Raw genomic sequence first — 24,939 nt, 5'->3', positions numbered from 1 at the left:
CTTAGACCCCCGGGCCCGTCATGGCAATGGCGGGTGCGCCGCTGCCAGCGTCAGGCGAGGCCGCGCAGGCTGTCGACCAGATCGGTCCGCTCCCAGGTGAAGCCGCCGTCATCGTCGGGCGTGCGCCCGAAATGGCCATAGGCTGCGGTGCGCGCATAGATGGGCGCATTGAGCTTCAGGTGCTGACGGATGGCGCGCGGGCTGGCCCCGCCGATCAGTTCGGGCAGGGTCTTTTCCAGCCGGGCGGGGTCGATCTCGCCGGTGCCGTGCAGGTCGACGTGCACGCTCAGGGGATGGGAGACGCCGATGGCATAGGAAAGCTGGATGGTGCAGCGGCGCGCCAGCCCGGCGGCCACAACGTTCTTGGCCAGATAGCGGCTGGCATAGGCGGCCGAGCGGTCCACCTTGGTCGGATCCTTGCCCGAGAAGGCGCCGCCGCCATGGGGCGCGGCCCCGCCATAGGTGTCGACGATGATCTTGCGCCCGGTCAGGCCCGTATCGCCGTCAGGCCCGCCCGTCTCGAAGATGCCGGTGGGATTGATGTGCCACACGGTCCTTTCGTTCACGAGTCCCTCGGGCAGCACCTTCAGGATATAGGGCTTGACGATCTCGGCCACGTCCGCGCTGCTCAGGCCCTTTTTGTGCTGGCTCGACAGGACGATGGAGGTGGCCTCGACGGGGCGCTCGTTCTCGTAGCGCAAGGTGACCTGGCTCTTGGAATCGGGCTCCAGCTCGGGTGCCTCACCGGCGTGGCGGGCCCGCGCCAGTTCACGCAGGATGTTGTGGCTGTGCTGCAAGGTGGCGGGCATCAGCTCTGGCGTTTCGTCCGTGGCATAGCCGAACATGATGCCCTGATCGCCCGCGCCCTCATCCTTGCCCTCGGCGGCATCCACGCCCTTGGCGATGTGCGTGGACTGATCGTGCAGGTGGCACTCATAGTGCGCCTTCTGCCAGTGGAAGCCGTCCTGGGCATAGCCGATGTCGCGCACCGCCTCGCGCACCCGCGCCTCGAGGCCCGAGATGATCTCCTTCGGGCCGCGATACTCGCCCGCAAGAATGATGCGGTTGGTGGTGACCAGCGTCTCGCAGGCCACGCGGGCCTCGGGCTCGACCGCGAGGAAGGCGTCCACCACCTCGTCCGAGATGCGATCCGCAACCTTGTCGGGGTGGCCTTCCGAAACGCTCTCGCTGGTGAACAGATAGCTCTGACGGGTCACACCCACTCTCCATGACGATGGTTCAGGGGCACATATAAAGATATCTTTATATCCCGCAACCACCCAGGCCGAACAGAGATGCCCTACAGAAACGAATAGGGGTCCACGTCGATGGTCAGGCGCACGCTGGCGGGCACTTTCACGGCGGACGTCCACTGGCGCACATAGGCCTGGAGGTCGACATCGCGGTCTGCCCGGACCAGAAAGCGCCGCCGTCTGCGCCCGCGCACCAGCGCCAGAGGCGCTTCGGCCGGGCCGAACACCTGAAGGCGCTCGCCCCTCGGGATGGCGCGTGAGAGCGCGCGCGTCACCTCATCGAGCGCATGCACGTTCTCGGACGACAGGATCAGGGCGCACAGGCGGCCGAAGGGCGGCAGGCGCGCCACCTCGCGCTCGCCCAGCTCGGTCTCGCAGAACCGGTCGCGGTCCGTGGCCGCGAGCGCCTGCATCACGGGATGCTCGGGCGTCCAGGTCTGGATCAGGGCGCGCCCGCGCGCCTCGGCGCGTCCGGCCCGTCCGCTGGCCTGGGTCAGAAGCTGGAAGGTGCGCTCGGCGGCGCGCAGGTCTCCGCCTTTCAGCCCAAGATCCGCATCCACAACCCCCACGAGGGTCAGTCCCGGAAAGTTGTGGCCCTTGGCGGCGGCCTGGGTGGCGACCATCACGTCGATCTCGCCATCGCGCATCCTGTCGATCATCGCGCGCGCACTGGCGGCCCCGGCCACGGTATCGGAGGAGAACACCGCCGTGCGGGCCTCGGGAAACAGGCTCGCCACCTCCTCCTCGATGCGCTCCACCCCCGGTCCGACCGACACGAGGGAGTCGCGCTGGTGGCAGTGGGGGCAGCTCTCGGGCCGGGGCATGGAAAAGCCGGTCAGGTGACAGACCAGCCTGCCGCTGTAGCGATGCTCGACCAGCCAGCTGTCGGTGTCCGGCGCGCTGAGCCGGTGTCCGCAGGCGCGGCACAGGACCACGGGCGCATAGCCGCGCCGGTTGAGAAACAGCATGGCCTGCTGGCCGGCCTCGAGCGTCTCGCGCAGGGCGATCCTGAGCGGGGTCGAGAGCCACTGGCCGGGCTCCGGCGGATGGGCGCGAAGATCGATCAGGCTCACATCGGGCATGACCGCAGGGCCGTGCCGTTCGCGCAGCTTCAGCCAGCCATAGCGACCGCTTCGCGCATTGCTGAGAGTCTCCATCGATGGCGTGGCCGAGGCCAGCACGCAAACCGCGCCCTCGAAGCGCGCGCGTGCCACCGCCAGATCGCGGGCCTGATAGATCAGGCCGTCCTCCTGCTTGTAGGCGCCGTCATGCTCCTCATCGACCACGATCAGGCGCAGGGCGGGAAAGGGCAGGAACAGGGCGGAGCGTGCGCCGACCACGATGCGTGCGCGCCCCTGGGCCACTGCGTCCCACACCTGGCGGCGTCTCTGGGGGGGCATGGCCGAGTGCCACTCTGCGGGCAGGGCGCCGAAGCGCTCGGCAAAGCGCGTCATCACCGCCTGGGTCAAAGCGATCTCGGGCAGCAGGATCAGGGCCTGGGCGTCGGGTTCGCGGGCCAGCAGGCCCGCCAGCACTTCCAGATAGGTCTCGGTCTTGCCCGAGCCGGTCACGCCATCGAGCAGGTGCGCGCTGAACGCATCGGCTATCAGGGCCTGATCGAGCCGCGCCCTGACCGCGTCCTGTCCGGCGCTGAGTGTGGCCGGGGCGAAGTCCGGTCGGGGGGGAGCAAACGGGTCCGGCGCAGCAATGTCGATCAGGGTGCAGGCGCCCTGGCGCACCAGTTCGGCCAGAACGGCGGGCGAAGCCCCGGCCTGCTCAAGCAGATCGCTGCGCGGCACCGGACCGTCGGCACTGTCCAGCACCTCGCGGATGCGTGCGCGCGCAGGCGTCTCGCGCACCTTCTGCCAGTCGCTCGAGACCACCGCGACGCCGGGGCGGGGCGGGGGGTGGAAACTGCCGCGCAGGGCCATCTGGGCCATCAGGCCGGGTGGATTCAGGGTCCAGCGCGCCGACCAAACCAGAAAATCCAGCAGCGGCCCCGGCAGTGGCGGCCCGTCCAGAGGCCCGATCACGTCGCGAAGGCGCATATTGCTGGCAGGGCTGTGGCGCACCGCCTCGACGATGCCGATCACCTCGCGCCGCCCCAGAGGCACGCGCACGCGCTGGCCGCGCTTGAGGGTCATGTCCTGCGGAACCGAATAGTCGAACGCTTCCATGACCGGCAGGGGAACCAGCACCGAGGCAATGCAGATGGTGGGGCAGGTCATGGGCGATGCCTCCCGCGTGCGCCCTCGCACAAACCGCGCCAACTCGCTATGGAAGGCCTCATGAAACTCTTTCTCGACACCGCAGACGTCGCCGTCATCCGCGAACTGGCCGAAACGGGCCTAGTGGACGGCGTGACCACCAATCCATCGCTGATCGCCAAATCCGGTCGCAACATCGCCGAGGTCATCGCCGAGATTTGCGCCTGCGTCGAGGGGCCGGTTTCGGCCGAGGTCACGGCGACCGATCTTGAGGGCATGATCAGCGAGGGGCGCCACCTTGCGGGCATCGCCGGGAATGTGCTGGTCAAGCTGCCCCTGACCTGGGACGGGCTGAAGGCAGCGCGCCGCTTTTCACAGGACGGGATCGGCACCAATGTGACGCTGTGCTTTTCGGCTGCCCAGGCCCTGCTGGCGGCCAAGGCGGGCGCTAGCTTCATCTCGCCTTTCGTGGGACGGCTGGACGATCATGGCGCCGATGGCCTGTCGCTGATCGAGGAGATCCGCGATCTCTATGACCAGCACGGGTTCGAGACCGAGGTTCTGGCCGCATCCTTGCGCACCCCTGCCCATGTGACCGGTGCGGCGCTCGCAGGCGCGGACGCCGCGACCCTGCCGCCCGATATTTTCCGCAGCCTCGTCAAGCACCCCTTAACCGACAGGGGGCTTGATCAATTCCTGAGCGACTGGCGCGCCACGGGACAGACGATTCTCTGAACTTCCGCGCGGTGCCGGTCCTGACCCTGGGCCCCTTTCGAGACGCGCATGGACCGGCAGAGCGAAACGCTGGAAGAGACGAACCGGCTGAACTGGCGCGAGGTCAGGGACTGGCTTCAGGCTCATGCACCGCTTGTGCTGGAGGATCGCGCCCTGCTCGAGGAACTGGGGCTGCGGCCCACAGGGCGCAATGTCGTGGAACTGGGCCGCGCGGCCCTGACGCGCCTCGAGGAGGCCTGCGCCCGCGAGGCGGGAGCGCGCATGGCCATCGAGCAGGTCGCCCGCGCCAACTTTGCCGCCCAGACCCAGACCCATGTGGCCGCTCTCGACCTGATGGAAGCGCGCAGTCACTCCGATCTGGCGCGGCGCCTCGATGCCAGCGCCCAGGCCCGCTTCGGCCTGGTGGGCGCGGTGATCGCGCTGGAAAAGCCCGGCCCGGTGCCGTTCGGCTGGCGCGCGCTGAAATCCGGCGAGGTCGATCGCCTGCTGGGGCCAGATGGCCTCACCTGGCTTGGTCCGGCTTTCGAGGACGCCAACTGGAAGGGCTCGCCCCTGTTCGGTGCCCAGGCCGATCAGGTCAGAAGCGTGGCGCTGGTGCGCATGGCGCCTTGGGTGCCGCACCGGCTGGCGCTGTGCGCCTTCGGCTCGTCCGAGCCCGAGGGTTTCATGGCCACGCAGGGCGGTGAGCTGGTGGCGTTTCTCAGCCGGGTGGTCGAGCGGATGATCGAGCGATGGCCGGTGCTGGACTGAGCCGCGCGAGCGGGGCGGATGAGGGCGTTGCCGCCTTTCTGGATCATCTCGCCCATGAGCGCCGACTTTCTGCGCGCACTCTTGAGGCCTATGGGCACGAGCTGAGGCTCTATGTCGCCCACCTTGGCGAGCACCTCGGCGGGGTTCCCGATCTGGCCGCCATGGGCGCGCTCAAGGCTGCCGATGTCCGCGCCCACCTCAGCCGCAGACGCGAGCGGCGCGGCGCACGCAGCCTGTCCCAGACACTATCCGCCATTCGCAGCTTTCATCGCTGGCTGGACCGCCGCTGCGACATTCCCACGCCCGAGATCGCCCTGGTGCGCGGACCCCGCTCCCGCGAGAGCCTGCCGCGCCCGGTCAGCACCGATCAGGCGCTGGGCCTGATGGAGGAAGCGGCTCTGGTGCGCGAGGCCGAGTGGGAGGGTCTGAGAGACCGGGCGGTGCTGCTGCTGCTCTATGGGTGCGGCCTGCGCGTGTCAGAGGCCCTGTCCCTGACGTGGCGCGAGCGCGAGCCGGGCGCCAGTCTCCGCATCCACGGCAAGGGCGGCAAGGTGCGCATGGTGCCGGTGTTGGACGAGGTGCGCGAGGCGATGGCTGCCTATGGCGCGGCCCAGCCGTTTGATCTCATGCCCGACGATACCCTGTTCAGGGCGCCGCGCGGCGGTCCGCTGTCGGCGCGCCATGTGCAGGCGCTGGTCAAGGCGCTGCGTTCGCGCATGGGGCTGCACGAGCGGACCACGCCGCACGCCCTTCGCCACAGCTTTGCCACGCACCTGCTGGGTGAGGGCGCGGGTCTGCGCGACGTTCAGGAACTGCTGGGCCACGCCTCGCTCTCGACCACCCAGAGGTATCTGGGCGTGGATGCCGAGCATCTGATGAGCGCCTATGACCATGCGCACCCTAGGCGCTGATCTGCGTAAATAATATTTGACTCAATGTTAAAAATATTAGACATCACTTCTGGCGACGCGCTGTCGCCGGGAGGAAGTCTGAATGTCATATCGGGAAAATCAGGCCTGGCTGGCCATTGCCGCCATCGCGCTCACTCTGGTCCCCTACTTTGTCTGGGTGTCGCTGGCACAGCCGGAGACTGAGGGCGCGAGATTGCTGGCGTTGGGCATGGCTCTTGGCGGGGAGGCTCTGCTGCTGGGAGCTACCAGGCTGTGGCTGCGGGCGCGCACCCCATCGCAGGACCGGGTGAGGGACGAGCGTGATCGCGAGATCGAAAGGCGCGCCGTGGGTGCTGCCTATGGCACGCTGATGGCGGGCACGATTGTAGTGGGTGTGGTGCTGCCCTTTGATCGCAGCGGGTGGGATCTGATCAATCCGGCGGTCGCAGCCATAGGACTTGCTCAGGGGGTGCAAGGCGCTGTCGTGATCTGGAACTACCGGTACGGTAGCTGAGGATGGCCCTGAACAACCGCATCCGTGCCCTGCGCTTCGAGCAAGGCGAAATGACCCAGGCCGAGCTGGGCCACCGCATAGGCCTGACACGTCAAACAGTCGCCGCCATAGAGGCGGGACGCTATTCCCCCAGTCTGGAAGCGGCCTTCCGCATCGCCGAGGTCTTCGGGCGCCCGTTAACAGAGGTATTCAGCTGGACCCCGGACTCCGGCTGATCCGACCGCGCAGCAGAGCGGTCACGCCTGCATGGTCCAGCCCTCGACGCCCATGGCCGCCTGACGCACGGCCTCGGAGCGGGTCGGATGGGCGTGACAGGTGCGCGCGATGTCCTCTGACGCCCCGCCAAAAGCCATGGCGAGTGCCGCTTCCGCGATCAGCTCGCCCGCCTGCGGCCCCATGATGTGCACCCCCAGAATACGGTCGGTGGCCGCATCGGCCAGCACCTTCACGAAGCCGTCGGTCTCGTGGTTGATCTTGGCGCGCGAGTTGGCGGCAAAGGGGAACTTGCCCGCCTTGTAGGCCAAGCCTTCGGCCTTGAGCTGATCTTCGGTGCGGCCCACCCACGCCACTTCGGGTGCGGTGTAGACGACGCTGGGCACGAGGCCATAGTCGACGTGTCCGGCCTTGCCCGCGATCAGCTCGATGCAGGCCACGGCATCTTCCTCGGCCTTGTGGGCCAGCATGGGGCCGTGGGTGACGTCGCCGATGGCCCAGATGCCCGGCGCTTCGGTGCGGAAGTGATCCTGGGCGATGAAGCCGCGCGCATCGGTCTTCAGGCCGACCGTCTCCAGCCCGAGGTCCGCCGTGTAGGGGCGTCGCCCGATAGCCACCAGCACCACGTCGCCCGAGATCTCGCTCGCCTCGCCGCCGCTCGCCGGTTCGATGCCGAGGCGCACGCCGTCCTTGCCCGCCTTGGCCGCCGTGACCTTCTGGCCGAGGCGGAAGCTCATGCCCTGCTTTTCCAGGGTCCGCTGGAAGGCCTTGGCCAGGTCCGAGTCCATGCCCGGCGTGATGCGGTCAAGATATTCGATCACCGTCACCTCGGCACCGAGGCGTCGCCACACCGAGCCCAGCTCCAGGCCGATGATGCCTGCGCCGACCACGATCAGATGCTTTGGCACGGCACCCAGTGACAGGGCGCCAGTGGAATCGACCACCTTGCCGTCCTCGAAGGCCACGCCGGGCAGGGGTGTGGGCTCCGAGCCCGTTGCGATCACGACGTTGCGCGCCAGAACCTTCGCGCGCTGGCCATCGGCGGCCTCGATCTCGACGACATTGAGATCACCCTCGCGGCCCTTGAGGCGGCCACGGCCCTGCAGCCACTCGACCTTGTTCTTGCGGAACAGGAACTGGATGCCCTTGGTCAGCTGCTCGACGGAGCTGTCCTTGGAGGCCATCATCTGGGCGAGGTTGAGCTTGGGCTTCACCTCGATGCCGATGGAGGCGAAGTCGTTGCGCGCCGCCTCGTAAAGCTCCGAGGCGTGCAGCAGCGCCTTGGAGGGCATGCAGCCCACGTTCAGGCATGTGCCGCCCAGGGTGGCGCGCATCTCGACGCAGGCGACCTTCATGCCGAGCTGACCTGCGCGGATGGCGGCATTGTATCCGCCCGGTCCCCCGCCGATGATCACGACATCAAAGGTGCTGGGCGTATCGGTCATGGCAGGCTCGTTTGCTGGGCTCTGGCCCGGCGTCGGGCCGATTGGAGATGTGGTGCGCTAACTAGGGGATTTCGACACCCGGTTGGAAGGCCCTGGCGGATATTTCGCGCATCTCGCCGGTGCGCGCGGCGCCAGCCATGCTGAGCGTCAGCCCGCCAGGCACCATGCCAGCACGGCCTTCTGGGCGTGGATGCGGTTCTCGGCCTCGTCCCAGACCAGCGAACGCGGCCCGTCGATCACCGCGTCGGTGACTTCCTCGCCCCGGTGGGCGGGCAGGCAGTGCAGGAAAACGGCGTCCTGGGCGGCACGGTCCATCAGGGCCTCGTCCACGCCGTAGGGCTCCAGCGCCCTCATGCGCGCGTCATAGTCCGCATCGCCCATGCTGACCCAGGTGTCGGTAATCACGGCGTCCGCGCCGTTGACCGCCTCTTCGGGATCGCTGGTCAGGTGCACGGCGCTGCCGCCGCGCGCCAGATCGTGCAGGTCGGGGTGATAGTCGGACGGGCAGGCAATTTTCAGGGTAAAGCCCAGCTTCGGCGCGGCGTGAATGAAGCTGGCACAGACGTTGTTGCCATCGCCGACCCATGCCAGGGTCTTGCCCGTGACCGGTCCGCGATGCTCCTCGATGGTCATCAGGTCCGCCATGATCTGACAGGGATGGCTGCGGTCGGTCAGGCCGTTGATGACAGGCACGCTTGAGGCCTGGGCGAAGCGCTCGACATCCTCGTGTCTGTTGGCGCGGATCATCACGGCATCGACCATGCGCGAGAGCACCCGTGCGGTGTCCTCGACGGGCTCGCCGCGGCCCAGCTGCATGTCGCTGGCATTGGCGATGATGCTGGCCCCGCCCAGCTGGCGTATGGCCGCATCGAACGAGAAGCGCGTGCGCGTCGAGTTCTTCTCGAAGATCATGGCCAGCACGCGGTCCTTCGCGGGCGCATCGGCATCGACGCGGCCCTTCGGCCAGCCGGCACGGGCCTTCTTGCGGGCCAGGGCATCATCGAGGATGGCGCGCAGCGTTTCCCCGTCGTGGCGGTGAATGTCGAGAAAGTGCCGCACCATGGGCTGTGGCTCCTTGCTTACGAGGCCTGACGCGCGCGGACCTGCTCGCAGGTGCGCTCCAGCTTCTCGATCGCCTCGCGGGCCTCGTCCATGGTCAGGGTCAGGGGCGGCAGCAGGCGCACGCAGTTGTCCCCGCCGCCTGCCACCAGCAGATGCTGGTCGCGGGCCATGGCCATGAACTCGCGATTGTTCGGAATGAGCTTGATGCCGATCAGGAAACCCTTGCCGCGCACATCGACGATGATGTCCTCAAAGCGCGCCTTCAGTCCGTGAAGCTGCTGGGTCAGATAGCCCGCCACCTCGTTGACATTGGCCAGCGTTTCGGGCCGCGCGATCTCGTCCAGGGCCGCCAGGCCCACGGCCATGGCCAGGGGGTTGCCCCCGAAGGTCGAGCCGTGCACGCCCACGACCATGCCGCTGGCGGCCTTTTCGGTGGCCAGGCACGCGCCGATGGGAAAGCCGCCGCCCAGCGCCTTGGCCACGGCCATGATGTCGGGGGTCATGCCGGCCCATTCGTGCGCCCACAGCCGGCCCGTACGGCCCATGCCCGACTGCACCTCGTCGAAGATGATCAGCACGCCGTGCTCGTCACACAGATCGCGCAGGCCGCGCAGGCAGACCTCGGGCACCGCGCGCGCACCGCCCTCTCCCTGCACGGGCTCAAGGATGATGGCTGCGGTGTCGGGCCGCGCGATGGCGGCCCTGATCGCCTCATGATCGCCGAAGGTGATCTGCTGATAGGCGGGCAGCTTCGGGCCGAAGCCCTCGACATAGGCGGGATTGCCCGCAGCGTTCATGGCTCCGTAGGTGCGCCCGTGAAAGGCGCCGTCAAAACCGTAGACCGTCACGCGCTCGGGCGCGCCGTTGGCGAAGTGATAGCGCCGCGCGGTCTTGAGCGCCGTCTCGACCGCCTCGGAGCCGGAGTTGGTGAAGAACACCCGGTCCGCAAAGCTCAGTTCGCACAGGCGGTCGGCCAGCGCCTCCTGACCGGGGATGCGGAAGATGTTGGAGGTGTGCCACAGCTTGTCGGCCTGGGCGCGCAGGGCCTCGATCAGGCGCGGATGGGCGTGGCCCAGCGCATTGGTGGCGATCCCGGCCACACAGTCCAGATAGGCCGTGCCGTCGGTGGCGTAGAGGCGGGCACCCTCGCCGCGCTCCACTTCCAGAGGTGCGCGATTATAGACACCCATCAGATGACCGGACACGGCAGGGCTCCTTACCCACAATGCTCCGCAAGGGAGGCGTGAAATGAAAACCGTCCCGTGCCAGAGGACTTGGCCAGAGGACGTAGCCAGAGGACGCGGGACGTGCGCGCACTTCTTCCGCCCGCTGCCCGCGATAGTCAACACCCGCACCGGACTCGCGGCGGGGCTCAGGCGAAGCTCAGTGCGCGAGCGGCAGCTGATCGAGGTGGCGCACGATGGCGCCATAGACCGCGCGCGCCGTGGACAGCGTTTCGGCATCCACCGCGTCCATTGTGTCTTGCGGCGAATGGATCGCATTGAACACGGGGGGCACAAAGCCCGCTCTCAGGCCTGAATCGGTCCCGCCATTGAGCGCCAGCCACAGCTGATGGGCGGCCACGCGCGGCTGAAAGCCCAGCGAGGTGTTGGGCACGCCCGCGGCCGTGAACACGCGGTCGTCGCTGGGCGGATAGGCGGGATAGCCGATGCAGGTCAGCGCCAGCTCGGCACAGGCCATGAGAACGGCGCGCCTGACCTGCGGGAAACTGGCGTGCTCGGAATACATCAGGGTGTCGCCGTAGGCTGCGACATCGGAGTTGAGCACGAAGGCCACATCGGCCACGCCCGCGCTCTCGACATGGTGCCGCGCGCCAAGAAGGCCCAGTTCCTCGTGATCGAAGAAGATCACCCGGATGCGGTGGCGATAGGGATGTGCCAGCGCCCGCGCCTCGATGTCGCTTGCCACATGACTGAGGATCACCGCCGATGCGGCATTGTCGACCACCCCGTCAAAGAACCGGCCCTGACGATCACGGGCCGCATCGTAATGGGCGCTCAGCACGATCACGGGTGCATCGGCGGGCGCGCCCGTGGCCAGGTCCACGATGATGTTGCGTCCCTCGGCCACGCCCGGGCGGGCGGGCTGAAAGGCCTCGGTGCGATAGCTCAGCCCCATCCGGTCCAGGTGGGCGGTCATGGCCTGCTGGCGCGCTTCGTGGGTCGGCTGGACGAAGGTGGCGACCTCGGCGCGCATCGCCTCGTCGCCAAGGGCGCGCAGCGGCATCACCAGGATCAGGGCGGGCAGGATCAGGGCTGCAGCCAGCAGCATGCTGGCAATGGCGGGACGGTGCGCTCTCATGGTGGGCTCTCCAGTGCGGGCCAAGGCTGGCAGGGCGGGAGGCGGGGCGCAAGCCGCCCGCGCGCCGATCAGCTCTTGAGGCGCCAGCCCTTGCGGAACACCCACCATGTCAGGGCGGCCAGCAGCAGGGTGAACAGGGCGCTGACGATCATGCCCGTGGCGATCATGCCCTCCGAGGCACCGATGAAGCCGAAGCGGAAGCCATCGATCAGATAGAACATCGGGTTGAAGTGGCTGGCTGTGGCAAATGGCTCGGGCAGGTTGCCCACCAGATAGAAGGTGCCCGAAAGAAAGGTCATGGGCATGACGATGAAGTTCTGCACTGCGGCGAGGTGATCGAACTTCTCCGACCACAGCCCGGCCAGCACACCGAGCAAGCCCATCATCAGCGAGGCGATGAAGCCGAAATAGGCGATGGCCCAGATCTGCTGGAAGGCCAGATTGGCGAAAGGTGCCACGCACAGGGCGGTGATCAGGCCGACCACCACGCCGCGCGTCGCCGCGCCTGCGCCAAAGCCGATCGCCAGCTCAAGCGGGCTCAGCGGCGGGGTGAGAAAGTCGGTGGCCGTGCCCATGATCTTGGCCTGGATCAGCGAGGACGAGGCGTTGGCAAAGGCGTTGTTCAGTATGGCCATCATGATCAGGCCCGGCGCGACGAACTCCGAGAAGCTCACGCCCTGCACGGTAGGGCGTGCCCCCTGCATCGCCACCACGAACACCATCATGTAGAGCAAGGTCGTGACCACGGGCGCGGCCACGGTCTGCATGCCGACCTTCCAGAAGCGGCGCACCTCGCGCAGATAGAGCGTCCACACGCCCAGCCAGTTCATTCCGCCATAGCGGCGCGGCTCGGGCAATCCGTCGATCTCTATGGCGCTTTCCAGCGTGGGGGGCGGTGTCTTGCTCATGGGAGCCAGATGCGCCTGCCGGGGCCATACCGCAAGGCCCCCTGCGATGACCCGTCCTTCAGTCCTGCGGGCCGCGCGGGACCGAGCCTGTGCGTGCTGCCTGCGCTGCCGCTAACCATATATAGTTTCTGTGGACACCCGAAATCCTACATATTGCGACAATTAAGGACTGCTTTACGATTGGTGGTGGTCGAGGACGCATTTTGCGCGTTCATGAATCAACATCTTGTGCCGCCTGGGTCGGTTGAGGGCGGGGGAGACGGATCGATGAGCTGGACGGACGAACGCGTGGGCACGCTGAAAAAGCTCTGGCTCGAGGGCCAGTCGGCCAGCCAGATCGCCAAGCAGCTGGGCGGAGGCGTCACGCGCAACGCCGTCATCGGCAAGGTCCACCGCCTCGGCCTGTCGGGCCGCGCCGCGCCCTCGCAGCCCGTGCGCGCCGCGCTGCGTCCGCCGCGCGCCCGCACGGTGCAGAGCCCGCCCTCCCAGCCGTCCGCGCCGCGCCGCATCGAGGCCGCCGAGGCGCCCCCGCCGCGCCCGACCCCGCCCTCGCCGCGCGTGGTCGAGCCCGAGCTGCCCGGCACCGCAACCGTGCTGACGCTGGGCGCGCACATGTGCAAGTGGCCCATCGGCGATCCGTCCACCTCCGAGTTCAGTTTCTGCGGGCGCCGCGCCGGTGACGGCATTCCCTACTGCGTGGAGCACGCCAAGGTGGCCTATCAGCCACAGGCCAAGCGCGCGAGCCGCGACAGCGGTGCCGATCTGGCCCGCTCGCTGCGCCGCTACATCTGATTGTCACAATTGCTCCCTAGAGAGCGCGCCATCGTCGCGTCGGCAGGCGGCCCGCAGGGGCCTTCACGCTGGCGAGCGGCGGGGCGGGGCTGCGGTTATCCGGGTTGACGCAGCCCCTACCCGGCTCCTGAACCCCAGGACATCCTCATGAGACGGGCTCAGTTGAGCCTGCTTCTGGCGTCCGGCGTGTGCAGGGAGAATGTCGGGATCACGGCCTCGAACCCCTCGCCGTCCGCACGCACCATCTGATAGCGCCCGCTCATGCTGCCCGAGGGTGTGGGCAGGGGGCATCCCGAGGCATAGATAAAGGTGTCGCCGGGCGCGATCACGGGCTGTTCGCCGACCACGCCGGGCCCGCGCACCTGCTCGACGTGGCCTGTGGCGTCTATGATGATCCAGTGGCGGCTGATCAGCTGGATCGCTTCCTGTCCCCGATTTTCAATTTCGATGCTATAGGCCCAGACCCAGCGCCCCTCGTCGGGTTCGGACTGGCTGTCGAGATAGGTGGGGCGCGCACGCACGATCACGTCGCCGGTGCGGGCCTCATAGACATCCGGACGGCTCATGACCGGAGCTTTCGCAGGCGGGCTGGGGCATTTTCCTCGGCGCGTGTGCGCAGCAGACAAGATTTCCGGACGACCATGACCCTCGACGCCTATCTTCGCTCCCCCCACGGACAATCCCCTGAAGGCGGCCCCGGTTCCGGCATCCTGCCCTGCCAGATGATCGAGGCGCTGGTCGCGGGCGGAGCCATTGCCTCGGACAGCCCGTTCGATGCCGATCAGGTGCAGCCGGCCAGTCTGGATCTGCGCCTGTCGTCTCAGGCCTGGCGGGTGCGCGCCTCGTTCCTGCCCGGTGCGCGCAAGGTCGAGGAGCGCCTGGCGGATGTGGCCATGCACCGGCTCGATCTGACCGGCGGCGAGGTTCTGGAGAAGGGCTGCGTCTATATCGTGCGCCTGCAGGAGCGCCTTAAGCTGCCCGCCGGGCTGAACGCGCGCGCCAATCCCAAGAGTTCCACGGGCCGTGTCGATGTGTTCGTGCGCCTGCTCACCGATCGCGGTGCCACCTTCGATGACGTGGCCGAGGGCTATGAAGGCCCGCTCTATCTCGAGATCGCGCCCCAGACCTTTTCGGTGCTGGTAAGGCCGGGCACGCGGCTCAATCAGCTTCGCCTCAAGGCCGGAGAGCCGCCCCGGCTGGCCACCGTCAGCGTCGGCGTGGACCTCAGCGTCGGCGAGATCGCGGGCTTTCGCGGGCGGCGCCATGCCGGTGTGGTCGATCTCGACAATGTGGACGGGCATGACCCGAGCGACTTCTGGGAGCCGCTGAGCCCGCGCGCGGGCGGCTCGGGGCTGGGCGAGCTGCTGCTGGACCCGGGCGAGTTCTACATCCTGGCCTCCAAGGAGCCTGTCGAGATTCCCGTGCTGCAGGCGGCCGAGATGACGCCCATCGACCCCTCGGTCGGTGAGTTCCGGGTGCATTATGCGGGCTTCTTCGACCCCGGCTTCGGCACCGACGAGGCCCACGGTGCGGGCTCGCGCGCGGTGCTGGAAGTGCGCACCCACGACACGCCGTTCCTGCTCGAGGACGGCCAGACGGTGGCGCGTCTTGTCTATGAGCCGCTGATCGAGCGTCCCAGCCGCCTCTACGGTGAGGGCGGCTCCCACTATCAGCGCCAGGGCCTGAAGCTCTCCAAGCTGTTCCGCCCCTGGCAGGGGTAGGGCGGGCGCGCGCGGCCCGGCGAGGCTTCTCAGGGCCGAATGGACAATGGTCCTTGATCATTTGACAAGGGTGCTTGACAGTCGCGGCCGGATGTGTCAAATGTCCTTTCCATAGTGGAAAGCTCACTTGGCAGGATTCACACCCATGAACGTCTCACCACCCAAACCTTCTTCCGGGCCTGCGTCGAGGCCGAAGCTGGGGCCGATGGCCACCTTTCTTGCCCTTCTGCTCACCTGCCTTGTGCTGGGCGGCGCGGCGGGCGCGGCCTCGGTCCTGCTGCGCCCCGATGGCGGGATCATGAATGCCATCGTGCCCGCCCTCATTCTGGCGCTGGTGTTCGTGGCCGTGTTCTTCATCAGCCTGAAGTGGTGGCGCACGCTCGACGAGGCGGCCCAGGAGGCTCACAAGTGGGCGTGGTGGTGGGGCGGCTCATGGGGCATGGCCGCGGGCTTCATCGTGATCGGCGGGTTCTATCTGCTCGACCGCGACGCCGTTGTCGGCAGCCTGCTTGGCGACAGCTCCACGGCCATCTTCTATCACGGCGCGCTGGCGATCGTGCTGGCCCAGACGCTGGGCTACGCCCTGTGCTGGTCGCTGTGGTGGCTGTCACGGCGGTGATGTCATGAACAACCGTCTCAAGGTCCTGCGGGCCGAGCGCAACTGGAGCCAGGCCGATCTGGCCGAAGCGCTGGGCGTATCGCGCCAGACCGTCAACGCGCTGGAGACCGGACGCTACGATCCGTCCCTGCCTCTGGCCTTTCGCATCGCGCGCACCTTCAGCCTGCGCATCGAAGACATCTTTTCAGAATAGGGAGCCGTCATCATGTCGTCCCAGTCCGTTCAAACGACCAAACCCCGCCCGCCGCTGTGGCGCCGAATCCTGGTGCTGGTGTTGCTGGCGATTGCCGGTGGCATCGTCGGCTATGGCGTCGCAGGCCTGACCCGTGAGATGACCGGGGGCTTCTCCTGGTCGGACCATCTGGCACTCGTGCTGTCGGTCGCCCTGCTGGCCACCGCCGCCATCGTCACTGTCAATTCCATGAACCGCGCGGCACTGGGCCGGATGCTCAACATGGAAGGCGAGGCCACCGGCAGCGAGGTCGCCGATGCGCGCAGGCAGGCTTCCGTAACCGGTCTCGCGGGGGTGATGCTGTTCATCCCCGTGGGCGCGGCCCTGATCGGAGATGAGAGTCCCGCGCTCACCTATGTGATCATCCTCGGCCTGTTCGTGATCCAGAGCGCGCTCAATGCCATGCTCTGGTTCCGGGGCGATGAGCTGGTGCGCCGCCTGATGGTCGAGGCCGGTGCGGTGAGCTTCTGGGGTTTGCAGGGCGTCCTGTTCCTCTATGCCGCCGCCGAACGCCTCGCCCTGGTGCCCGCCATCACCGCGTGGGACGCCGTGACCGTGCTGCTGGCCACCTATCTGATCGTGTCGTGTGTGGTGGCCGCGCGCCGCTGTCGCCTGACCTGAGTTCTCACCCCCGACCAGGACCGACCGCAAAGCTGTGACAAACCTCCGGCATCCTCTTGCCGGACATCTGATGGAGACCACAATGACCTTGACTGAAACTCTCAGGGCGCGCGCCAAGGATGCCGCCCGCGCCGTGACAGGTGTGGCCCTCGGCCTCGCTCTTGCCCTGGCTTTCGTGCCGACCGGAGCGCTGGCCCAGCCGTCCTCCAGCAACGAGCCCGCCCTGTGGGTGGTGCGCGATCACGACAGCACCATCTATCTGTTCGGCACGGTGCACCTGCTGCGGCCCGAGACGCAGTGGCGCACCCCCAGCATCGACGAGGCCATGAGCCGTGCGGACGAACTGTGGTTCGAGATTGCCGACGTCGACAATCCCAATGCGGCCCTGCCCTACATCCAGCGTTACGGTCTCTCGACCACGCCCCTGTCCCGGCGCGTCGGGCCGGAGATGTTCGCGCGCGTCACCGAGGTCACCGATGCGCTCGGCCTGCCTGCCCAGGCCATCGAGGCGATGCAGCCGTGGCTGGTGGGTCTGACCATCAGCTCCATGGGCATCGTCCAGGCGGGATATGACCCGACTTCGGGCGTCGAAATCCGGCTCAAGTCGACCTGGGCCGAGACGGGCCGACCCGTGCGCGAGCTGGAGACGGTGGAGCAGCAGATGCGCTTCTTCGCCGATATGCCCGAGGCCGCCCAGATCGAGTTTCTGGAGTCCGCCATCGAGGGCTACAACGATGGCGCGGCCATGCTCGATGGCCTGGTCGACGCCTGGGCCGTTGGCGATGTGACCGCCATGGAACGCATCATGCTCGACGAGATGCGCGAGCAGTGGGGCGGCACCTATGAGGTGCTGATCGTCGAGCGCAACCGCAACTGGGCCGAACAGATCGAGACCCTGTTGCAAGGCTCTGGCACCGCCTTCATCGCGGTCGGCGCAGGCCATCTGATCGGGCCGGACAGCGTGCAGGTGTTCCTCGAACAGCGCGGCATCGCCTCCGAGCGCGTCAACCCCTGATCCGCCGATCAGCGCTGACGCAAAGGCCCCGGTCTCGCACCGGGGTCTTTTTTTGTGGCTGATGGTCGTGGCGCTCAGATGCCGAAGACGTCGACGCCCACCTCGCCCTCGCGCGTCACCCAGGCGCGCTTCATGCCCTGGCTGTTGAAGGGGTGGGTGATGTTGCCCTCACGGTCCACGCCGATCAGGCCGCCATTGCCGCCCATGGCCTCGATCTCGCCCAGGGCCGCGCGTGCGGCCTCATCCAGCGACTGGCCTGAGGCCACCCGCCAGGACACCTGTGCGCAGGCGGCGGTGCGGATGAAATATTCGCCCTGGCCCGTGCCCGACACCGCCACATGGCCATCAGCCCACGTGCCGGCAGCGGGGATCGGCGTGTCACCCACGCGCCCGGCCATTTTGCCGAACACCCCCGCCGTCGAGGTCGCCGCCGCCAGCCTGCCTGCGGTGTCCAGCGCCACGCAGCCCACCGTGCCATGCGACAGGGTGCCGGGCGGATGATTGTCCTCGCCCGCACCGGCTTTGGTGTACCAGGCCGCCTCGTCGGCGATGGGCTCAAGGCCTTGATCGGCGGCGAACAGGGCCGCGCCCTCTCCCGCCAGCATGACGTGGGGCGTACGCTCCATGACGGCGCGGGCGCACAGGATGGGGTTGCGAAAGCCCTGCAAGGCAGCCACCGCCCCGGCGCGGCGTTCAGGGCCGGTCATGATGCTGGCGTCCAGCTCGAAGGCTCCGGCCAGATTGGGCGAGGCGCCGCACCCGGCGACATAGAGCCCCGAATCCTCCAGCCCCACCACCACTTCGCACACCACATCGAGCGCGCTGGCACCTGCTGCCAGACGATCGCGCGCGCGCGTGGCCACCTCGGCCATGTGGGCGATCTCGGCCTCATAGCTGCGCGAGCGGCGCGCACCGGCGCCGCCATGAAGAACGAGCGCATAGGGACGGCTCATCTTGGACCTTTCTATTGCGTGCTGCGCTCGTTAGCGTCGCAGGCCCTTCTCGACAAGCACAGGAACTGGCCCATGCGCGCGCTCCTCTCCCATTCCCCCGGCGGCCCCGAGACCCTCAGCTACGATGAGGTGGCCGAGCCCAAGGCCGGTCGCGGCGAGGTTCGCATCGTGGTGGAGGCCTGCTCGATCAACTACCCCGACGTGCTGATCATCGAAGACCGCTACCAGTTCCGCCCCGAGCGCCCGTTTGCGCCGGGCGGCGAGGTAACGGGGCGCATCGATCAGGTGGGCGAGGGTGTCACCGGCTACGCGAAGGGCGATCGCGTCATCGCCCTGACAGGATGGGGCGGGCTCGCCGGGAAGGTGGTGGTGGGCCAGGACCGCCTGCTGGCCATTCCCGCCGATCTCGACGGAGTGATGAGCCGCGAGCACGCAGCCGCATTCCTGATGACCTATGGCACCTCCTGGTATGCGCTCAAGGACCGCGGCGCGCTGAAGGCAGGCGAACAGCTTCTGGTGCTAGGCGCGGCCGGGGGTGTGGGCAGTGCGGCGGTGGAACTGGGCAAGGCCATGGGTGCGCGGGTGATCGCCGCCGTCTCGTCGGAGGAAAAGCGCGCGCTGTGCCTTGAGCTGGGAGCCGATGAGGCCGTGATCTATCCGCGCCTCGATGGCGAGCCGGACCGGCAGAGCCTCAAGGCCGTCAGCGAGGCCTTTCGCGCCGCCAGCGGCGGCCGGGGTCCCGATGTGGTCTATGACGCCGTGGGCGGACCGCTGAGCGAGGCGGCTTTGCGTGCGCTGAACTGGGGCGGAAGGCACCTCGTCATCGGTTTCCCCGCAGGCATTCCCGCGCCACCTCTCAATCTGACCTTGCTCAAGTCCACGGCCATTGTCGGCGTGTTCTGGGGCGCGCACGTCGCGCGCGAGCCCGATCTGCACCGCGCGAACATGGCCGATCTGTTCGACCTCTACCGGCGCGGGGCCATCGCACCGCGCGTGACGCAGACCTATCGTCTGGAGCAGGCAGGCGAGGCCATTGCCGCTCTGGCGGCGCGCAGGGCGTCGGGCAAGCTGGTCGTCCTGATGGAGCCATGAGGCATCCGCCGCCGCTTCGCCTTATTTGCCTTGAGCCTCTCAAACGCCTATAGAGCGGGCGTCGAACATCTTGAGCGTAACGCTGACGTCCTTTTCGCACACGCGCTTTAGGTCCAAGGCCGATCTTTCAGACCCGACACCAAATCCCGCGAGACTTTCCTTGCGGGGCACTGCCAGACTGAGAAGGTTCTGAAATGGCAACCGGCAATGTGAAATGGTTTAACAGCACCAAGGGCTACGGCTTCATCGCTCCGAGCGATGGCGGCAAGGATGTGTTCGTGCACATCAGCGCCGTGGAAGCGGCCGGCCTGCGCGGCCTGAACGACGGCCAGGCCGTCTCGTTCGAGCTGGAGCGCGACCGTCGCTCTGGCAAGGAAGCGGCTGTGAACCTGAAGGTCGAAGGCTAGTCTTTCGATCCGGGCTCATACCCCTGAAATGACGGGCGGAGGCTGATCCAGTCTCCGCCCGTTTTCAATTTGGCCGCGTGTGACCTGACGCTGGCCGGATCTGACGCGCCGTGACGCCTAAGGCTCGCTCTCGCCGCGCATGGCGCGCAAGGCATCCTCCGCCGCCTGTTTGTGCGCGGGGCGGATGTTGGCCGAGACCATGGCCAGCACAGCGGCCAGCACGGCCGCATCGTCGGTGAAGCCCAGCCCGGCCATGACATCGGGGATCGCATCGGCAGGCAGGACGAAATAGGCCAGGGCCGCCAGCAGGACGCCGCGCACCGCAGCGGGGGTTTCGGAATCCCTCGCACAATAATAGGCCCACAGGGCCTCGCGCGCGAAAGGCAGGCGCGCGATATGCCTTTGCAGCTTGGGCAGGAAGCGCGTGCGCACCTTCTGTTCGTTCAGATGCACCACCGAGGGCACCAGCGCCCGCTCGGGCTCGGTGGCTTCCCTGATGGCCTCTTCGATGCGCCTCTGTCTTTCCTCGGCCCGCGCCCGCGCGTTCTGATCCGGCTTCTTGGAAAATCCGGCCATCGGCCCTAAACCCTCACGCACACTCTTATTCACCCTGACGTCATCCTACAGGTTCCCGCCATGAAACTCGACTCCTCGATCGCCGCTGTTGTCACCGGAGGAGCTTCCGGCCTTGGCGCGGGCACGGCCCGTGCGCTGGCGCAGCACGGTGTGCGTGTCGCGCTGTTCGACCTCAACGAGGAGGCGGGCGAGGCCCTGGCGGCCGAGATCGGCGGGGTGTTCTGCAAGGTCGATGTCACCTCGGACGAGGAGGTCGAAGCGGCCTTTGCCAAGGCGCGCGCCGCCCACGGTCAGGAGCGCATCTGCGTCAACTGTGCAGGCATCGCCACCGGCCAGAAGACCGTTTCGCGCAAGAAGGACAGCGGCGAGATCCGCGCCCATGACATGGCCGCCTTCGAGCGCACCGTGCGCATCAATCTGTTCGGCACCTTCCGCGTCGCCTCGCGCTCGGCGGCGGGTATGGTCACGCTGGATCCCATGGATGACGGCGAGCGCGGTCTGATCGTCAACACGGCCTCAGTCGCAGCGCAGGACGGCCAGATCGGGCAGGCCGCCTATTCGGCCTCCAAGGGCGGGGTCTATGCCATGACCCTGCCCATGGCGCGCGACCTGATGAACGAGGGTATCCGCGTCAACACCATCTTGCCGGGCATCATGTGGACGCCGATGATGGCGGGTATGGACCAGAAGGTTCAGGACGCGCTGGCCGCCATGATCCCGTTCCCCAAGCGCCTTGGCACGCCCGAGGACTATGCCGCCCTGGTCCGGCATCTGGCCGAGAACGTGTATATCAACGGCGAGTGCATCCGCCTCGATGGCGCGATCCGTCTGGCGCCGCGCTGACGGGACCGAGTGAAGGGGCGCTATTTTTCCGATTTCCCCCTTGCGGACCCGCCCCGCGCTCGGCTATACGCCCCGCTCTCGACTGAGAGCGCGGGCGTAGCTCAGGGGTAGAGCATCACCTTGCCAAGGTGAGGGTCGGGCGTTCGAATCGCCTCGCCCGCTCCAGTCGACAGCCTCCCGACAATCTGTCTGTCAGGCCTCAGCCCCTGCGCGCAGGACCGTTGCCGGATGGCGGTCCCGGATGCGCGCACGCTGCGATACAGGCCCTGGACGACAGCGCGCCTCGCATGGCGACAAATCGCGGCCCGCCTCTTGCAGCGACAAGTGCACTGTGGCCTTTCCGGGCTGTTTTGGCGCATGGTCTTATCCGCGATGGCGGGGGCCGTCTGGATGTTTGAGCGGCGATGTTTCTCGAAGGCGAGTTCAACTGGGCACTGGTGTTTCTGGCCGCAGGTGCGGGCCTTGCCCTGCTGGGGCTGTTCGGCCTGTGGGCGGCGGGACGCTGGGCGCTCGCCTACCGCCGCCTGAGTGCCGATCTGGAACAGGCGCGTCACAAGGCCGAGACCGCCGACCGCCGCCAGATGGAGATTCTCAACGCCATCCCCGTGGCCCTGGTCCAGACCGACATCTCGGGCAAGTTCACCTTTGCCAACCGGGCCGCGCACCAGCTTCTGGGACGCCGCGACGCCGAACTTCTTGGCCTGCGCTTTCATTCGGCCACCTGGGGCATCACCTATCCTGACGGACGCCCGGTGCCCCCTGACCTGCTGCCCAGCGCCCGCGCGCTGCGGGGACAGACGGTCAAGGGCTTCCAGCATCTGATGGCCAATCCGGCCACGCGCCGCAGCATGCTCGTCTCGGTCACGGCCATGCCCATCGTCAGCGAAGGCGGCGAGGTGCTGGGCTCGACCGCCGCCATCGTCGAGACCGAGAGCCTGACCACGCCCGAGGCCCTCGGCGGACTTGCCGGCGATCAGGCCCTGGCCGCCGCCCTGACGCGCAAGGTGTTCGATGCCGCCGCCAGTTTCCTGGCCGTTGTGGGGCCGGGCGGGGTGATCCGCGCCCTCAATCGCACCCTGGCCGCGCCGCTGGGCCTCGATGCCGAAGCGCTCGCAGGCAGTGACTTCGCTGATGCCCTCATCAGCGAGAGCCATCGCACCGAGACCCGTCAGGCCATTGCCGCAGCCTACATGGCCGAGCCGGGCGAGGCGGAGCCGGTCGAGGTTGTGCTCAAGGACGGCACGCGTACCCGCTGGCGCTTTCTCAAGCTGGAGGGCGACGAGGGCGACCTGCTGATGGCGGGCGACCGTGTCGCGGCCGAGGCCGAGGCGGTGGTGATCGACAGCACGCCCGAGCGGGATGCGCCCGCGCCTCCTGCAGGTGCCGAGGCCGAGGTCGTGGCCCTGCGCGAGCGTCTGGCGCACGAGAGCGAGGCGGGGCGTGAGGCCGAGGAGCGCGCACACCATCACGAACAGCTCGGCCGGCTGACCGGCGGACTGGTGCAGGATTTCAATGCCATGCTCGGCGTGCTGACCAGCGCGCTGGAGGTGATGCGCGATCAGGCCGACAACCCCGAGCGCGTGAGAAGGCTCGGCGATGTGGCACTGGAAGCGGGCCGCCGGGGCGAGGCGCTGTCGCGCAGGCTGCTGGCCTTCACCCAGGGTGCCGATCCTCATGAGACGGCTGCGCTGGAACTGTCAGGGTATCTGCAAGGCGAGGCCGCCGCGCTGATGCGCCGGGGCGAGGGGCGCGTAGCCGTGGAGCCGGTCGGCGAGCCGATGAGCGTGCGCGTCGACCCGCTTTCGCTTCGCGCCGCGCTGATTGCGCTGATCGACAATGGGCTTCAAAGCGGGGGCACGGTGAGCCTCAGCCTGACCCGCGAGGCCGGTCGCGCCGTCATCACGGTCGCGGATGATGGCTCGGGCATGGATGCCGAGACCCTGGCGCGGGCGCGAGAGCCCTTCTTCACCACCCGCGAGGGGCAGGCGGGGCTTGGGCTGTCGCAGGTCTCTGGCCTGGCGCGCAGCGTGGGCGGGGATCTGGAGATCGAAAGCGCACCGGGACAGGGCGCCCGCGTGCGTCTCGCCCTGCCGCTGGAGGATGATGCGCAAGGCGGCAGCGCCGACTGATCGCGCCGCCAGCTTTGCAGTGGGCCGGGCTCGTGTTAACCCTTTCCGACCCGGTGCACGCGGCCGGGGGGGATTGCCTTCGGGGCGACTTGAGCCCTGGGCGATGGGAGCGGAGTGAGGCGATGAAGCTGCTGCGGTTCGTGGTCCTGATCGTGCTGCTGGCCTATGCGGGCTGGCTGGCCTGGCCGCTGGTGTCCCCGTTCTTTGAAGGCTCGGGCCTTGAGGAATCGCTCAGCCGCGCGGGCGCCAGCGCGGTGCTCGCGGCCGAGGGCAATGGCGTTCGCATCGCCCTGTGGTCGGCAGCCATCATTCTCTATCTCATCAGTGCCGGGCTTCTGGGCGCGGGAAATCCGCGCGCGGTGGCGGCCTATGCTCTGGGCTTTGCCGCCGACGCGGTGCTGCGTCTGGCGCTGTCTGCGCGGGCTGCGGGCGGTTCTGCCGCTTCGGACGAGCTGGTGCCCTATTCGGTCGAGCGCAGCGCACAGAGCGCCGGAATCGATCCGCAGTGGATGATCCTCGGTGCCCTGATCCTGCTGGGTATTCTGATATTTGCGGTCTCGCGCGCGCGCCGCCGCCGCCGGGTGCCCGGCCAGCTTGCCATCTAGGCTTTGCTGGCCGAAGCGTTGCTGGTCGAAGGCCGGGCTACTGGAAGCGGATGTCGGCCTGAGCGCCCACGTCGGGCCTGCTGTCGGTCAGATTGGCCTTGGCGATCTCGTAGCTGAAGCGGATCGGGCCGGCCTCGCTGATCCAGACCCGCGCATCCTCCAGCTTCATGTGCATCAGGCACACGCGCGGATCGTCCCGGCCCTCGGGATACCAGGCGGCCACGACGGGGTTCCAGAACCGGGCCTTGCGCCCCTCGTCATCGTGGATGTGCAGGCGTCCGGCCATGCAGGCAAAGACCTTCTGGTCCTTGGAAATGAAGCTGAACATGGCGGCCATGCCGCCCTCGCCGGCCTCGCGGGCCAGATCGCTGTCACGATAGGTGAAGAACCACAGGCTGCCCGTAACGCGCTCGCAGAACGCGGTCATGGGCTGGGCGTGCTCGCCCGGCTGGTCCAGCGAGAGCATGCCAAAGCGGCTGTCCTCTATCGCTTTCCACAGCTTGTCTTCGGCGTCCTTGGGGGTGATGTCGTGGCTCATGACGGGTCTCCGCATCTGGCTTGGGTTAAGGCGTGTCCCCCTGCCAACAGCCGGGCGGGCCGCGCTGTTCCCTCTGCCTCGCTCAGCCGACGCCGGGGATGCGGGTGCGCTGGCCGGTGTCGAGCCCGGCCAGATTCAGGAGATGGATCACCAGCATGACCGTCAGCCCCAGCCCCAGCACCATCAGAAGCGAATAGGGCAGCATGCGCGGCCCGCGGATCAGGTCCGGCGGACGTGACTCGCGCCAGGCGCACCACAGGGTGAAGCCGAGCGAGAGGGCCAGCGCGATCAAGGTGTGGGCAAGGCTCATCACCAGCGCAAGTGCGCTTTCCCACAGGCTTTCGCAAGACCGATATTCCTTAGCGAGTCCTTAATCGTTAAGGGCTCGGTAAGCTTTGCGCGCTGATGTCTGGCCGTGAGGTGTGATCCTTCCACAGGAAGTTGAACGAGCCACCAGATGTTGGGGTTAAAGGCGCGTTTACACCCCACAGATGGAT

Annotated in this window: 28 protein-coding genes and 1 tRNA gene; 17 read left to right on the top strand and 12 right to left on the bottom strand. The window is 67.7% G+C overall.

Features of this window, described 5'->3' with window-relative positions; genetic code table 11:
• Positions 1-50 precede the first annotated feature (50 nt).
• Positions 51-1,217: a methionine adenosyltransferase gene (metK, locus tag ACK4E3_RS06890; RefSeq protein ID WP_409698260.1), complete on the bottom strand. Its 1,167-nt coding sequence runs from the start codon at positions 1,215-1,217 to the stop codon at positions 51-53.
• Between the two features lie 83 nt (positions 1,218-1,300).
• On the bottom strand, positions 1,301-3,481 hold the full coding sequence (locus ACK4E3_RS06885) for a primosomal protein N' (RefSeq protein WP_409698257.1): 2,181 nt from the start codon (positions 3,479-3,481) through the stop codon (positions 1,301-1,303).
• 60 nt (positions 3,482-3,541) lie between these two features.
• On the opposite strand from ACK4E3_RS06885, the gene fsa reads away from it, so the two are divergent.
• The 5 genes from fsa (at position 3,542) to ACK4E3_RS06860 (ending at position 6,564) form a co-directional block, all read left to right on the top strand.
• Positions 3,542-4,195, top strand: coding sequence for a fructose-6-phosphate aldolase (fsa, locus tag ACK4E3_RS06880; protein ID WP_409698254.1), 654 nt, complete (start codon positions 3,542-3,544; stop codon positions 4,193-4,195).
• 48 nt (positions 4,196-4,243) lie between these two features.
• Complete coding sequence (locus ACK4E3_RS06875; protein ID WP_409698251.1) at positions 4,244-4,945, top strand: DUF484 family protein; 702 nt, start codon at positions 4,244-4,246, stop codon at positions 4,943-4,945.
• Positions 4,927-5,856 (top strand): tyrosine recombinase XerC, encoded by a 930-nt coding sequence (locus ACK4E3_RS06870; protein WP_409698248.1) that lies wholly within the window; start codon positions 4,927-4,929, stop codon positions 5,854-5,856. The genes ACK4E3_RS06875 and ACK4E3_RS06870 overlap by 19 nt, the downstream gene beginning before the upstream one ends.
• Positions 5,857-5,938: 82 nt before the next feature.
• Positions 5,939-6,349 (top strand): hypothetical protein, encoded by a 411-nt coding sequence (locus tag ACK4E3_RS06865; protein WP_409698245.1) that lies wholly within the window; start codon positions 5,939-5,941, stop codon positions 6,347-6,349.
• A gap of 2 nt (positions 6,350-6,351) precedes the next feature.
• Positions 6,352-6,564: a helix-turn-helix transcriptional regulator gene (locus tag ACK4E3_RS06860; RefSeq protein ID WP_409698242.1), complete on the top strand. Its 213-nt coding sequence runs from the start codon at positions 6,352-6,354 to the stop codon at positions 6,562-6,564.
• Between the two features lie 21 nt (positions 6,565-6,585).
• Here ACK4E3_RS06860 and lpdA read toward each other — a convergent pair whose 3' ends face one another.
• The 5 genes from lpdA to ACK4E3_RS06835 all read right to left on the bottom strand — a co-directional run bounded on the left by lpdA (position 6,586) and on the right by ACK4E3_RS06835 (position 12,299).
• Complete coding sequence (gene lpdA / locus ACK4E3_RS06855; RefSeq protein WP_409698238.1) at positions 6,586-8,007, bottom strand: dihydrolipoyl dehydrogenase; 1,422 nt, start codon at positions 8,005-8,007, stop codon at positions 6,586-6,588.
• A gap of 147 nt (positions 8,008-8,154) precedes the next feature.
• On the bottom strand, positions 8,155-9,069 hold the full coding sequence (gene argF, locus ACK4E3_RS06850; protein ID WP_409698235.1) for an ornithine carbamoyltransferase: 915 nt from the start codon (positions 9,067-9,069) through the stop codon (positions 8,155-8,157).
• A 17-nt stretch (positions 9,070-9,086) separates the two neighbouring features.
• Positions 9,087-10,259 carry an aspartate aminotransferase family protein gene (locus tag ACK4E3_RS06845; protein ID WP_409701146.1) on the bottom strand — a complete coding sequence of 391 codons (1,173 nt, stop codon included), beginning with the start codon at positions 10,257-10,259 and terminating at the stop codon, positions 9,087-9,089.
• Between the two features lie 193 nt (positions 10,260-10,452).
• Entirely contained in the window at positions 10,453-11,391 is a 939-nt protein-coding gene (locus ACK4E3_RS06840) for a M28 family metallopeptidase (RefSeq protein WP_409698232.1), read from the bottom strand.
• 68 nt (positions 11,392-11,459) lie between these two features.
• Positions 11,460-12,299: an ABC transporter permease gene (locus ACK4E3_RS06835; RefSeq protein ID WP_409698229.1), complete on the bottom strand. Its 840-nt coding sequence runs from the start codon at positions 12,297-12,299 to the stop codon at positions 11,460-11,462.
• 267 nt (positions 12,300-12,566) lie between these two features.
• Between ACK4E3_RS06835 and ACK4E3_RS06830 the strand changes: the two genes are divergently transcribed.
• The gene (locus tag ACK4E3_RS06830; protein ID WP_409698226.1) at positions 12,567-13,091 is read left to right on the top strand and encodes a GcrA family cell cycle regulator; all 525 of its coding nucleotides are present in this window, start codon (positions 12,567-12,569) and stop codon (positions 13,089-13,091) included.
• Positions 13,092-13,249: 158 nt separating this feature from the next.
• On the opposite strand, the gene apaG is transcribed toward ACK4E3_RS06830, so the two are convergent.
• On the bottom strand, positions 13,250-13,657 hold the full coding sequence (apaG, locus tag ACK4E3_RS06825; RefSeq protein ID WP_409698223.1) for a Co2+/Mg2+ efflux protein ApaG: 408 nt from the start codon (positions 13,655-13,657) through the stop codon (positions 13,250-13,252).
• 75 nt (positions 13,658-13,732) lie between these two features.
• Between apaG and ACK4E3_RS06820 the strand changes: the two genes are divergently transcribed.
• The 5 genes from ACK4E3_RS06820 (at position 13,733) to ACK4E3_RS06800 (ending at position 17,299) form a co-directional block, all read left to right on the top strand.
• Positions 13,733-14,812 (top strand): 2'-deoxycytidine 5'-triphosphate deaminase, encoded by a 1,080-nt coding sequence (locus ACK4E3_RS06820; protein ID WP_409698220.1) that lies wholly within the window; start codon positions 13,733-13,735, stop codon positions 14,810-14,812.
• Between the two features lie 205 nt (positions 14,813-15,017).
• A complete protein-coding gene (locus ACK4E3_RS06815; protein ID WP_409698217.1) occupies positions 15,018-15,431 on the top strand; it encodes a hypothetical protein in 414 nt (137 codons plus the stop codon).
• 4 nt (positions 15,432-15,435) lie between these two features.
• Complete coding sequence (locus ACK4E3_RS06810) at positions 15,436-15,624, top strand: helix-turn-helix transcriptional regulator (protein ID WP_409698214.1); 189 nt, start codon at positions 15,436-15,438, stop codon at positions 15,622-15,624.
• Between the two features lie 12 nt (positions 15,625-15,636).
• A complete protein-coding gene (locus ACK4E3_RS06805; protein ID WP_409698211.1) occupies positions 15,637-16,284 on the top strand; it encodes a hypothetical protein in 648 nt (215 codons plus the stop codon).
• An 82-nt stretch (positions 16,285-16,366) separates the two neighbouring features.
• Entirely contained in the window at positions 16,367-17,299 is a 933-nt protein-coding gene (locus tag ACK4E3_RS06800; protein ID WP_409698208.1) for a TraB/GumN family protein, read from the top strand.
• A gap of 74 nt (positions 17,300-17,373) precedes the next feature.
• Here the strand turns inward: ACK4E3_RS06800 and ACK4E3_RS06795 are convergent, their stop codons facing one another.
• Complete coding sequence (locus tag ACK4E3_RS06795) at positions 17,374-18,252, bottom strand: isoaspartyl peptidase/L-asparaginase family protein (RefSeq protein WP_409698205.1); 879 nt, start codon at positions 18,250-18,252, stop codon at positions 17,374-17,376.
• Positions 18,253-18,324: 72 nt separating this feature from the next.
• Between ACK4E3_RS06795 and ACK4E3_RS06790 the strand changes: the two genes are divergently transcribed.
• Together ACK4E3_RS06790 and ACK4E3_RS06785 are read left to right on the top strand one after the other, a co-directional pair.
• Entirely contained in the window at positions 18,325-19,344 is a 1,020-nt protein-coding gene (locus ACK4E3_RS06790; protein ID WP_409698202.1) for an NADPH:quinone oxidoreductase family protein, read from the top strand.
• A 194-nt stretch (positions 19,345-19,538) separates the two neighbouring features.
• Complete coding sequence (locus ACK4E3_RS06785) at positions 19,539-19,751, top strand: cold-shock protein (RefSeq protein WP_409698199.1); 213 nt, start codon at positions 19,539-19,541, stop codon at positions 19,749-19,751.
• A 117-nt stretch (positions 19,752-19,868) separates the two neighbouring features.
• Here the strand turns inward: ACK4E3_RS06785 and ACK4E3_RS06780 are convergent, their stop codons facing one another.
• On the bottom strand, positions 19,869-20,327 hold the full coding sequence (locus ACK4E3_RS06780; RefSeq protein WP_409698196.1) for a YkvA family protein: 459 nt from the start codon (positions 20,325-20,327) through the stop codon (positions 19,869-19,871).
• A gap of 60 nt (positions 20,328-20,387) precedes the next feature.
• Here ACK4E3_RS06780 and ACK4E3_RS06775 point away from each other — a divergent pair, with 60 nt between their 5' ends.
• The 4 genes from ACK4E3_RS06775 (at position 20,388) to ACK4E3_RS06760 (ending at position 23,904) form a co-directional block, all read left to right on the top strand.
• A complete protein-coding gene (locus tag ACK4E3_RS06775) occupies positions 20,388-21,170 on the top strand; it encodes an SDR family oxidoreductase (RefSeq protein ID WP_409698193.1) in 783 nt (260 codons plus the stop codon).
• A gap of 90 nt (positions 21,171-21,260) precedes the next feature.
• A tRNA-Gly gene (locus tag ACK4E3_RS06770) sits at positions 21,261-21,335 on the top strand.
• Between the two features lie 239 nt (positions 21,336-21,574).
• The gene (locus ACK4E3_RS06765; protein WP_409698190.1) at positions 21,575-23,299 is read left to right on the top strand and encodes an ATP-binding protein; all 1,725 of its coding nucleotides are present in this window, start codon (positions 21,575-21,577) and stop codon (positions 23,297-23,299) included.
• A gap of 122 nt (positions 23,300-23,421) precedes the next feature.
• Complete coding sequence (locus ACK4E3_RS06760; protein WP_409698187.1) at positions 23,422-23,904, top strand: hypothetical protein; 483 nt, start codon at positions 23,422-23,424, stop codon at positions 23,902-23,904.
• A 37-nt stretch (positions 23,905-23,941) separates the two neighbouring features.
• Here the strand turns inward: ACK4E3_RS06760 and ACK4E3_RS06755 are convergent, their stop codons facing one another.
• Together ACK4E3_RS06755 and ACK4E3_RS06750 are read right to left on the bottom strand one after the other, a co-directional pair.
• Positions 23,942-24,442, bottom strand: a complete 501-nt coding sequence (locus tag ACK4E3_RS06755; RefSeq protein ID WP_409698184.1) for a pyridoxamine 5'-phosphate oxidase family protein — start codon at positions 24,440-24,442, stop codon at positions 23,942-23,944.
• 82 nt (positions 24,443-24,524) lie between these two features.
• Positions 24,525-24,752 carry a hypothetical protein gene (locus tag ACK4E3_RS06750; protein WP_409698181.1) on the bottom strand — a complete coding sequence of 76 codons (228 nt, stop codon included), beginning with the start codon at positions 24,750-24,752 and terminating at the stop codon, positions 24,525-24,527.
• Positions 24,753-24,939: the final 187 nt, after the last annotated feature.

Source organism: Brevundimonas sp., assembly GCF_046299595.1.
Lineage (GTDB): Bacteria > Pseudomonadota > Alphaproteobacteria > Caulobacterales > Caulobacteraceae > Brevundimonas.
The sequence above is the reverse complement of the archived record's forward strand: the minus strand, read 5'-3'. Positions and strand labels throughout refer to the sequence as shown.

Excerpts from the sequence above, each read along its gene's own strand:
- ACK4E3_RS06885 (WP_409698257.1), bottom strand. The coding sequence starts at position 3,481 with ATGACCTGCCCCACCATCTGCATTGCCTCGGTGCTGGTTCCCCTGCCG.
- fsa (WP_409698254.1), top strand. The coding sequence starts at position 3,542 with ATGAAACTCTTTCTCGACACCGCAGACGTCGCCGTCATCCGCGAACTG.
- ACK4E3_RS06875 (WP_409698251.1), top strand. The coding sequence starts at position 4,244 with ATGGACCGGCAGAGCGAAACGCTGGAAGAGACGAACCGGCTGAACTGG.
- ACK4E3_RS06870 (WP_409698248.1), top strand. The coding sequence starts at position 4,927 with ATGGCCGGTGCTGGACTGAGCCGCGCGAGCGGGGCGGATGAGGGCGTT.
- ACK4E3_RS06865 (WP_409698245.1), top strand. The coding sequence starts at position 5,939 with ATGTCATATCGGGAAAATCAGGCCTGGCTGGCCATTGCCGCCATCGCG.
- ACK4E3_RS06860 (WP_409698242.1), top strand. The coding sequence starts at position 6,352 with ATGGCCCTGAACAACCGCATCCGTGCCCTGCGCTTCGAGCAAGGCGAA.
- lpdA (WP_409698238.1), bottom strand. The coding sequence starts at position 8,007 with ATGACCGATACGCCCAGCACCTTTGATGTCGTGATCATCGGCGGGGGA.
- argF (WP_409698235.1), bottom strand. The coding sequence starts at position 9,069 with ATGGTGCGGCACTTTCTCGACATTCACCGCCACGACGGGGAAACGCTG.
- ACK4E3_RS06845 (WP_409701146.1), bottom strand. The coding sequence starts at position 10,259 with ATGGGTGTCTATAATCGCGCACCTCTGGAAGTGGAGCGCGGCGAGGGT.
- ACK4E3_RS06840 (WP_409698232.1), bottom strand. The coding sequence starts at position 11,391 with ATGAGAGCGCACCGTCCCGCCATTGCCAGCATGCTGCTGGCTGCAGCC.
- ACK4E3_RS06835 (WP_409698229.1), bottom strand. The coding sequence starts at position 12,299 with ATGAGCAAGACACCGCCCCCCACGCTGGAAAGCGCCATAGAGATCGAC.
- ACK4E3_RS06830 (WP_409698226.1), top strand. The coding sequence starts at position 12,567 with ATGAGCTGGACGGACGAACGCGTGGGCACGCTGAAAAAGCTCTGGCTC.
- apaG (WP_409698223.1), bottom strand. The coding sequence starts at position 13,657 with ATGAGCCGTCCGGATGTCTATGAGGCCCGCACCGGCGACGTGATCGTG.
- ACK4E3_RS06820 (WP_409698220.1), top strand. The coding sequence starts at position 13,733 with ATGACCCTCGACGCCTATCTTCGCTCCCCCCACGGACAATCCCCTGAA.
- ACK4E3_RS06815 (WP_409698217.1), top strand. The coding sequence starts at position 15,018 with ATGGCCACCTTTCTTGCCCTTCTGCTCACCTGCCTTGTGCTGGGCGGC.
- ACK4E3_RS06810 (WP_409698214.1), top strand. The coding sequence starts at position 15,436 with ATGAACAACCGTCTCAAGGTCCTGCGGGCCGAGCGCAACTGGAGCCAG.
- ACK4E3_RS06805 (WP_409698211.1), top strand. The coding sequence starts at position 15,637 with ATGTCGTCCCAGTCCGTTCAAACGACCAAACCCCGCCCGCCGCTGTGG.
- ACK4E3_RS06800 (WP_409698208.1), top strand. The coding sequence starts at position 16,367 with ATGACCTTGACTGAAACTCTCAGGGCGCGCGCCAAGGATGCCGCCCGC.
- ACK4E3_RS06795 (WP_409698205.1), bottom strand. The coding sequence starts at position 18,252 with ATGAGCCGTCCCTATGCGCTCGTTCTTCATGGCGGCGCCGGTGCGCGC.
- ACK4E3_RS06790 (WP_409698202.1), top strand. The coding sequence starts at position 18,325 with ATGCGCGCGCTCCTCTCCCATTCCCCCGGCGGCCCCGAGACCCTCAGC.
- ACK4E3_RS06785 (WP_409698199.1), top strand. The coding sequence starts at position 19,539 with ATGGCAACCGGCAATGTGAAATGGTTTAACAGCACCAAGGGCTACGGC.
- ACK4E3_RS06780 (WP_409698196.1), bottom strand. The coding sequence starts at position 20,327 with ATGGCCGGATTTTCCAAGAAGCCGGATCAGAACGCGCGGGCGCGGGCC.
- ACK4E3_RS06775 (WP_409698193.1), top strand. The coding sequence starts at position 20,388 with ATGAAACTCGACTCCTCGATCGCCGCTGTTGTCACCGGAGGAGCTTCC.
- ACK4E3_RS06765 (WP_409698190.1), top strand. The coding sequence starts at position 21,575 with ATGTTTCTCGAAGGCGAGTTCAACTGGGCACTGGTGTTTCTGGCCGCA.
- ACK4E3_RS06760 (WP_409698187.1), top strand. The coding sequence starts at position 23,422 with ATGAAGCTGCTGCGGTTCGTGGTCCTGATCGTGCTGCTGGCCTATGCG.
- ACK4E3_RS06755 (WP_409698184.1), bottom strand. The coding sequence starts at position 24,442 with ATGAGCCACGACATCACCCCCAAGGACGCCGAAGACAAGCTGTGGAAA.
- ACK4E3_RS06750 (WP_409698181.1), bottom strand. The coding sequence starts at position 24,752 with ATGAGCCTTGCCCACACCTTGATCGCGCTGGCCCTCTCGCTCGGCTTC.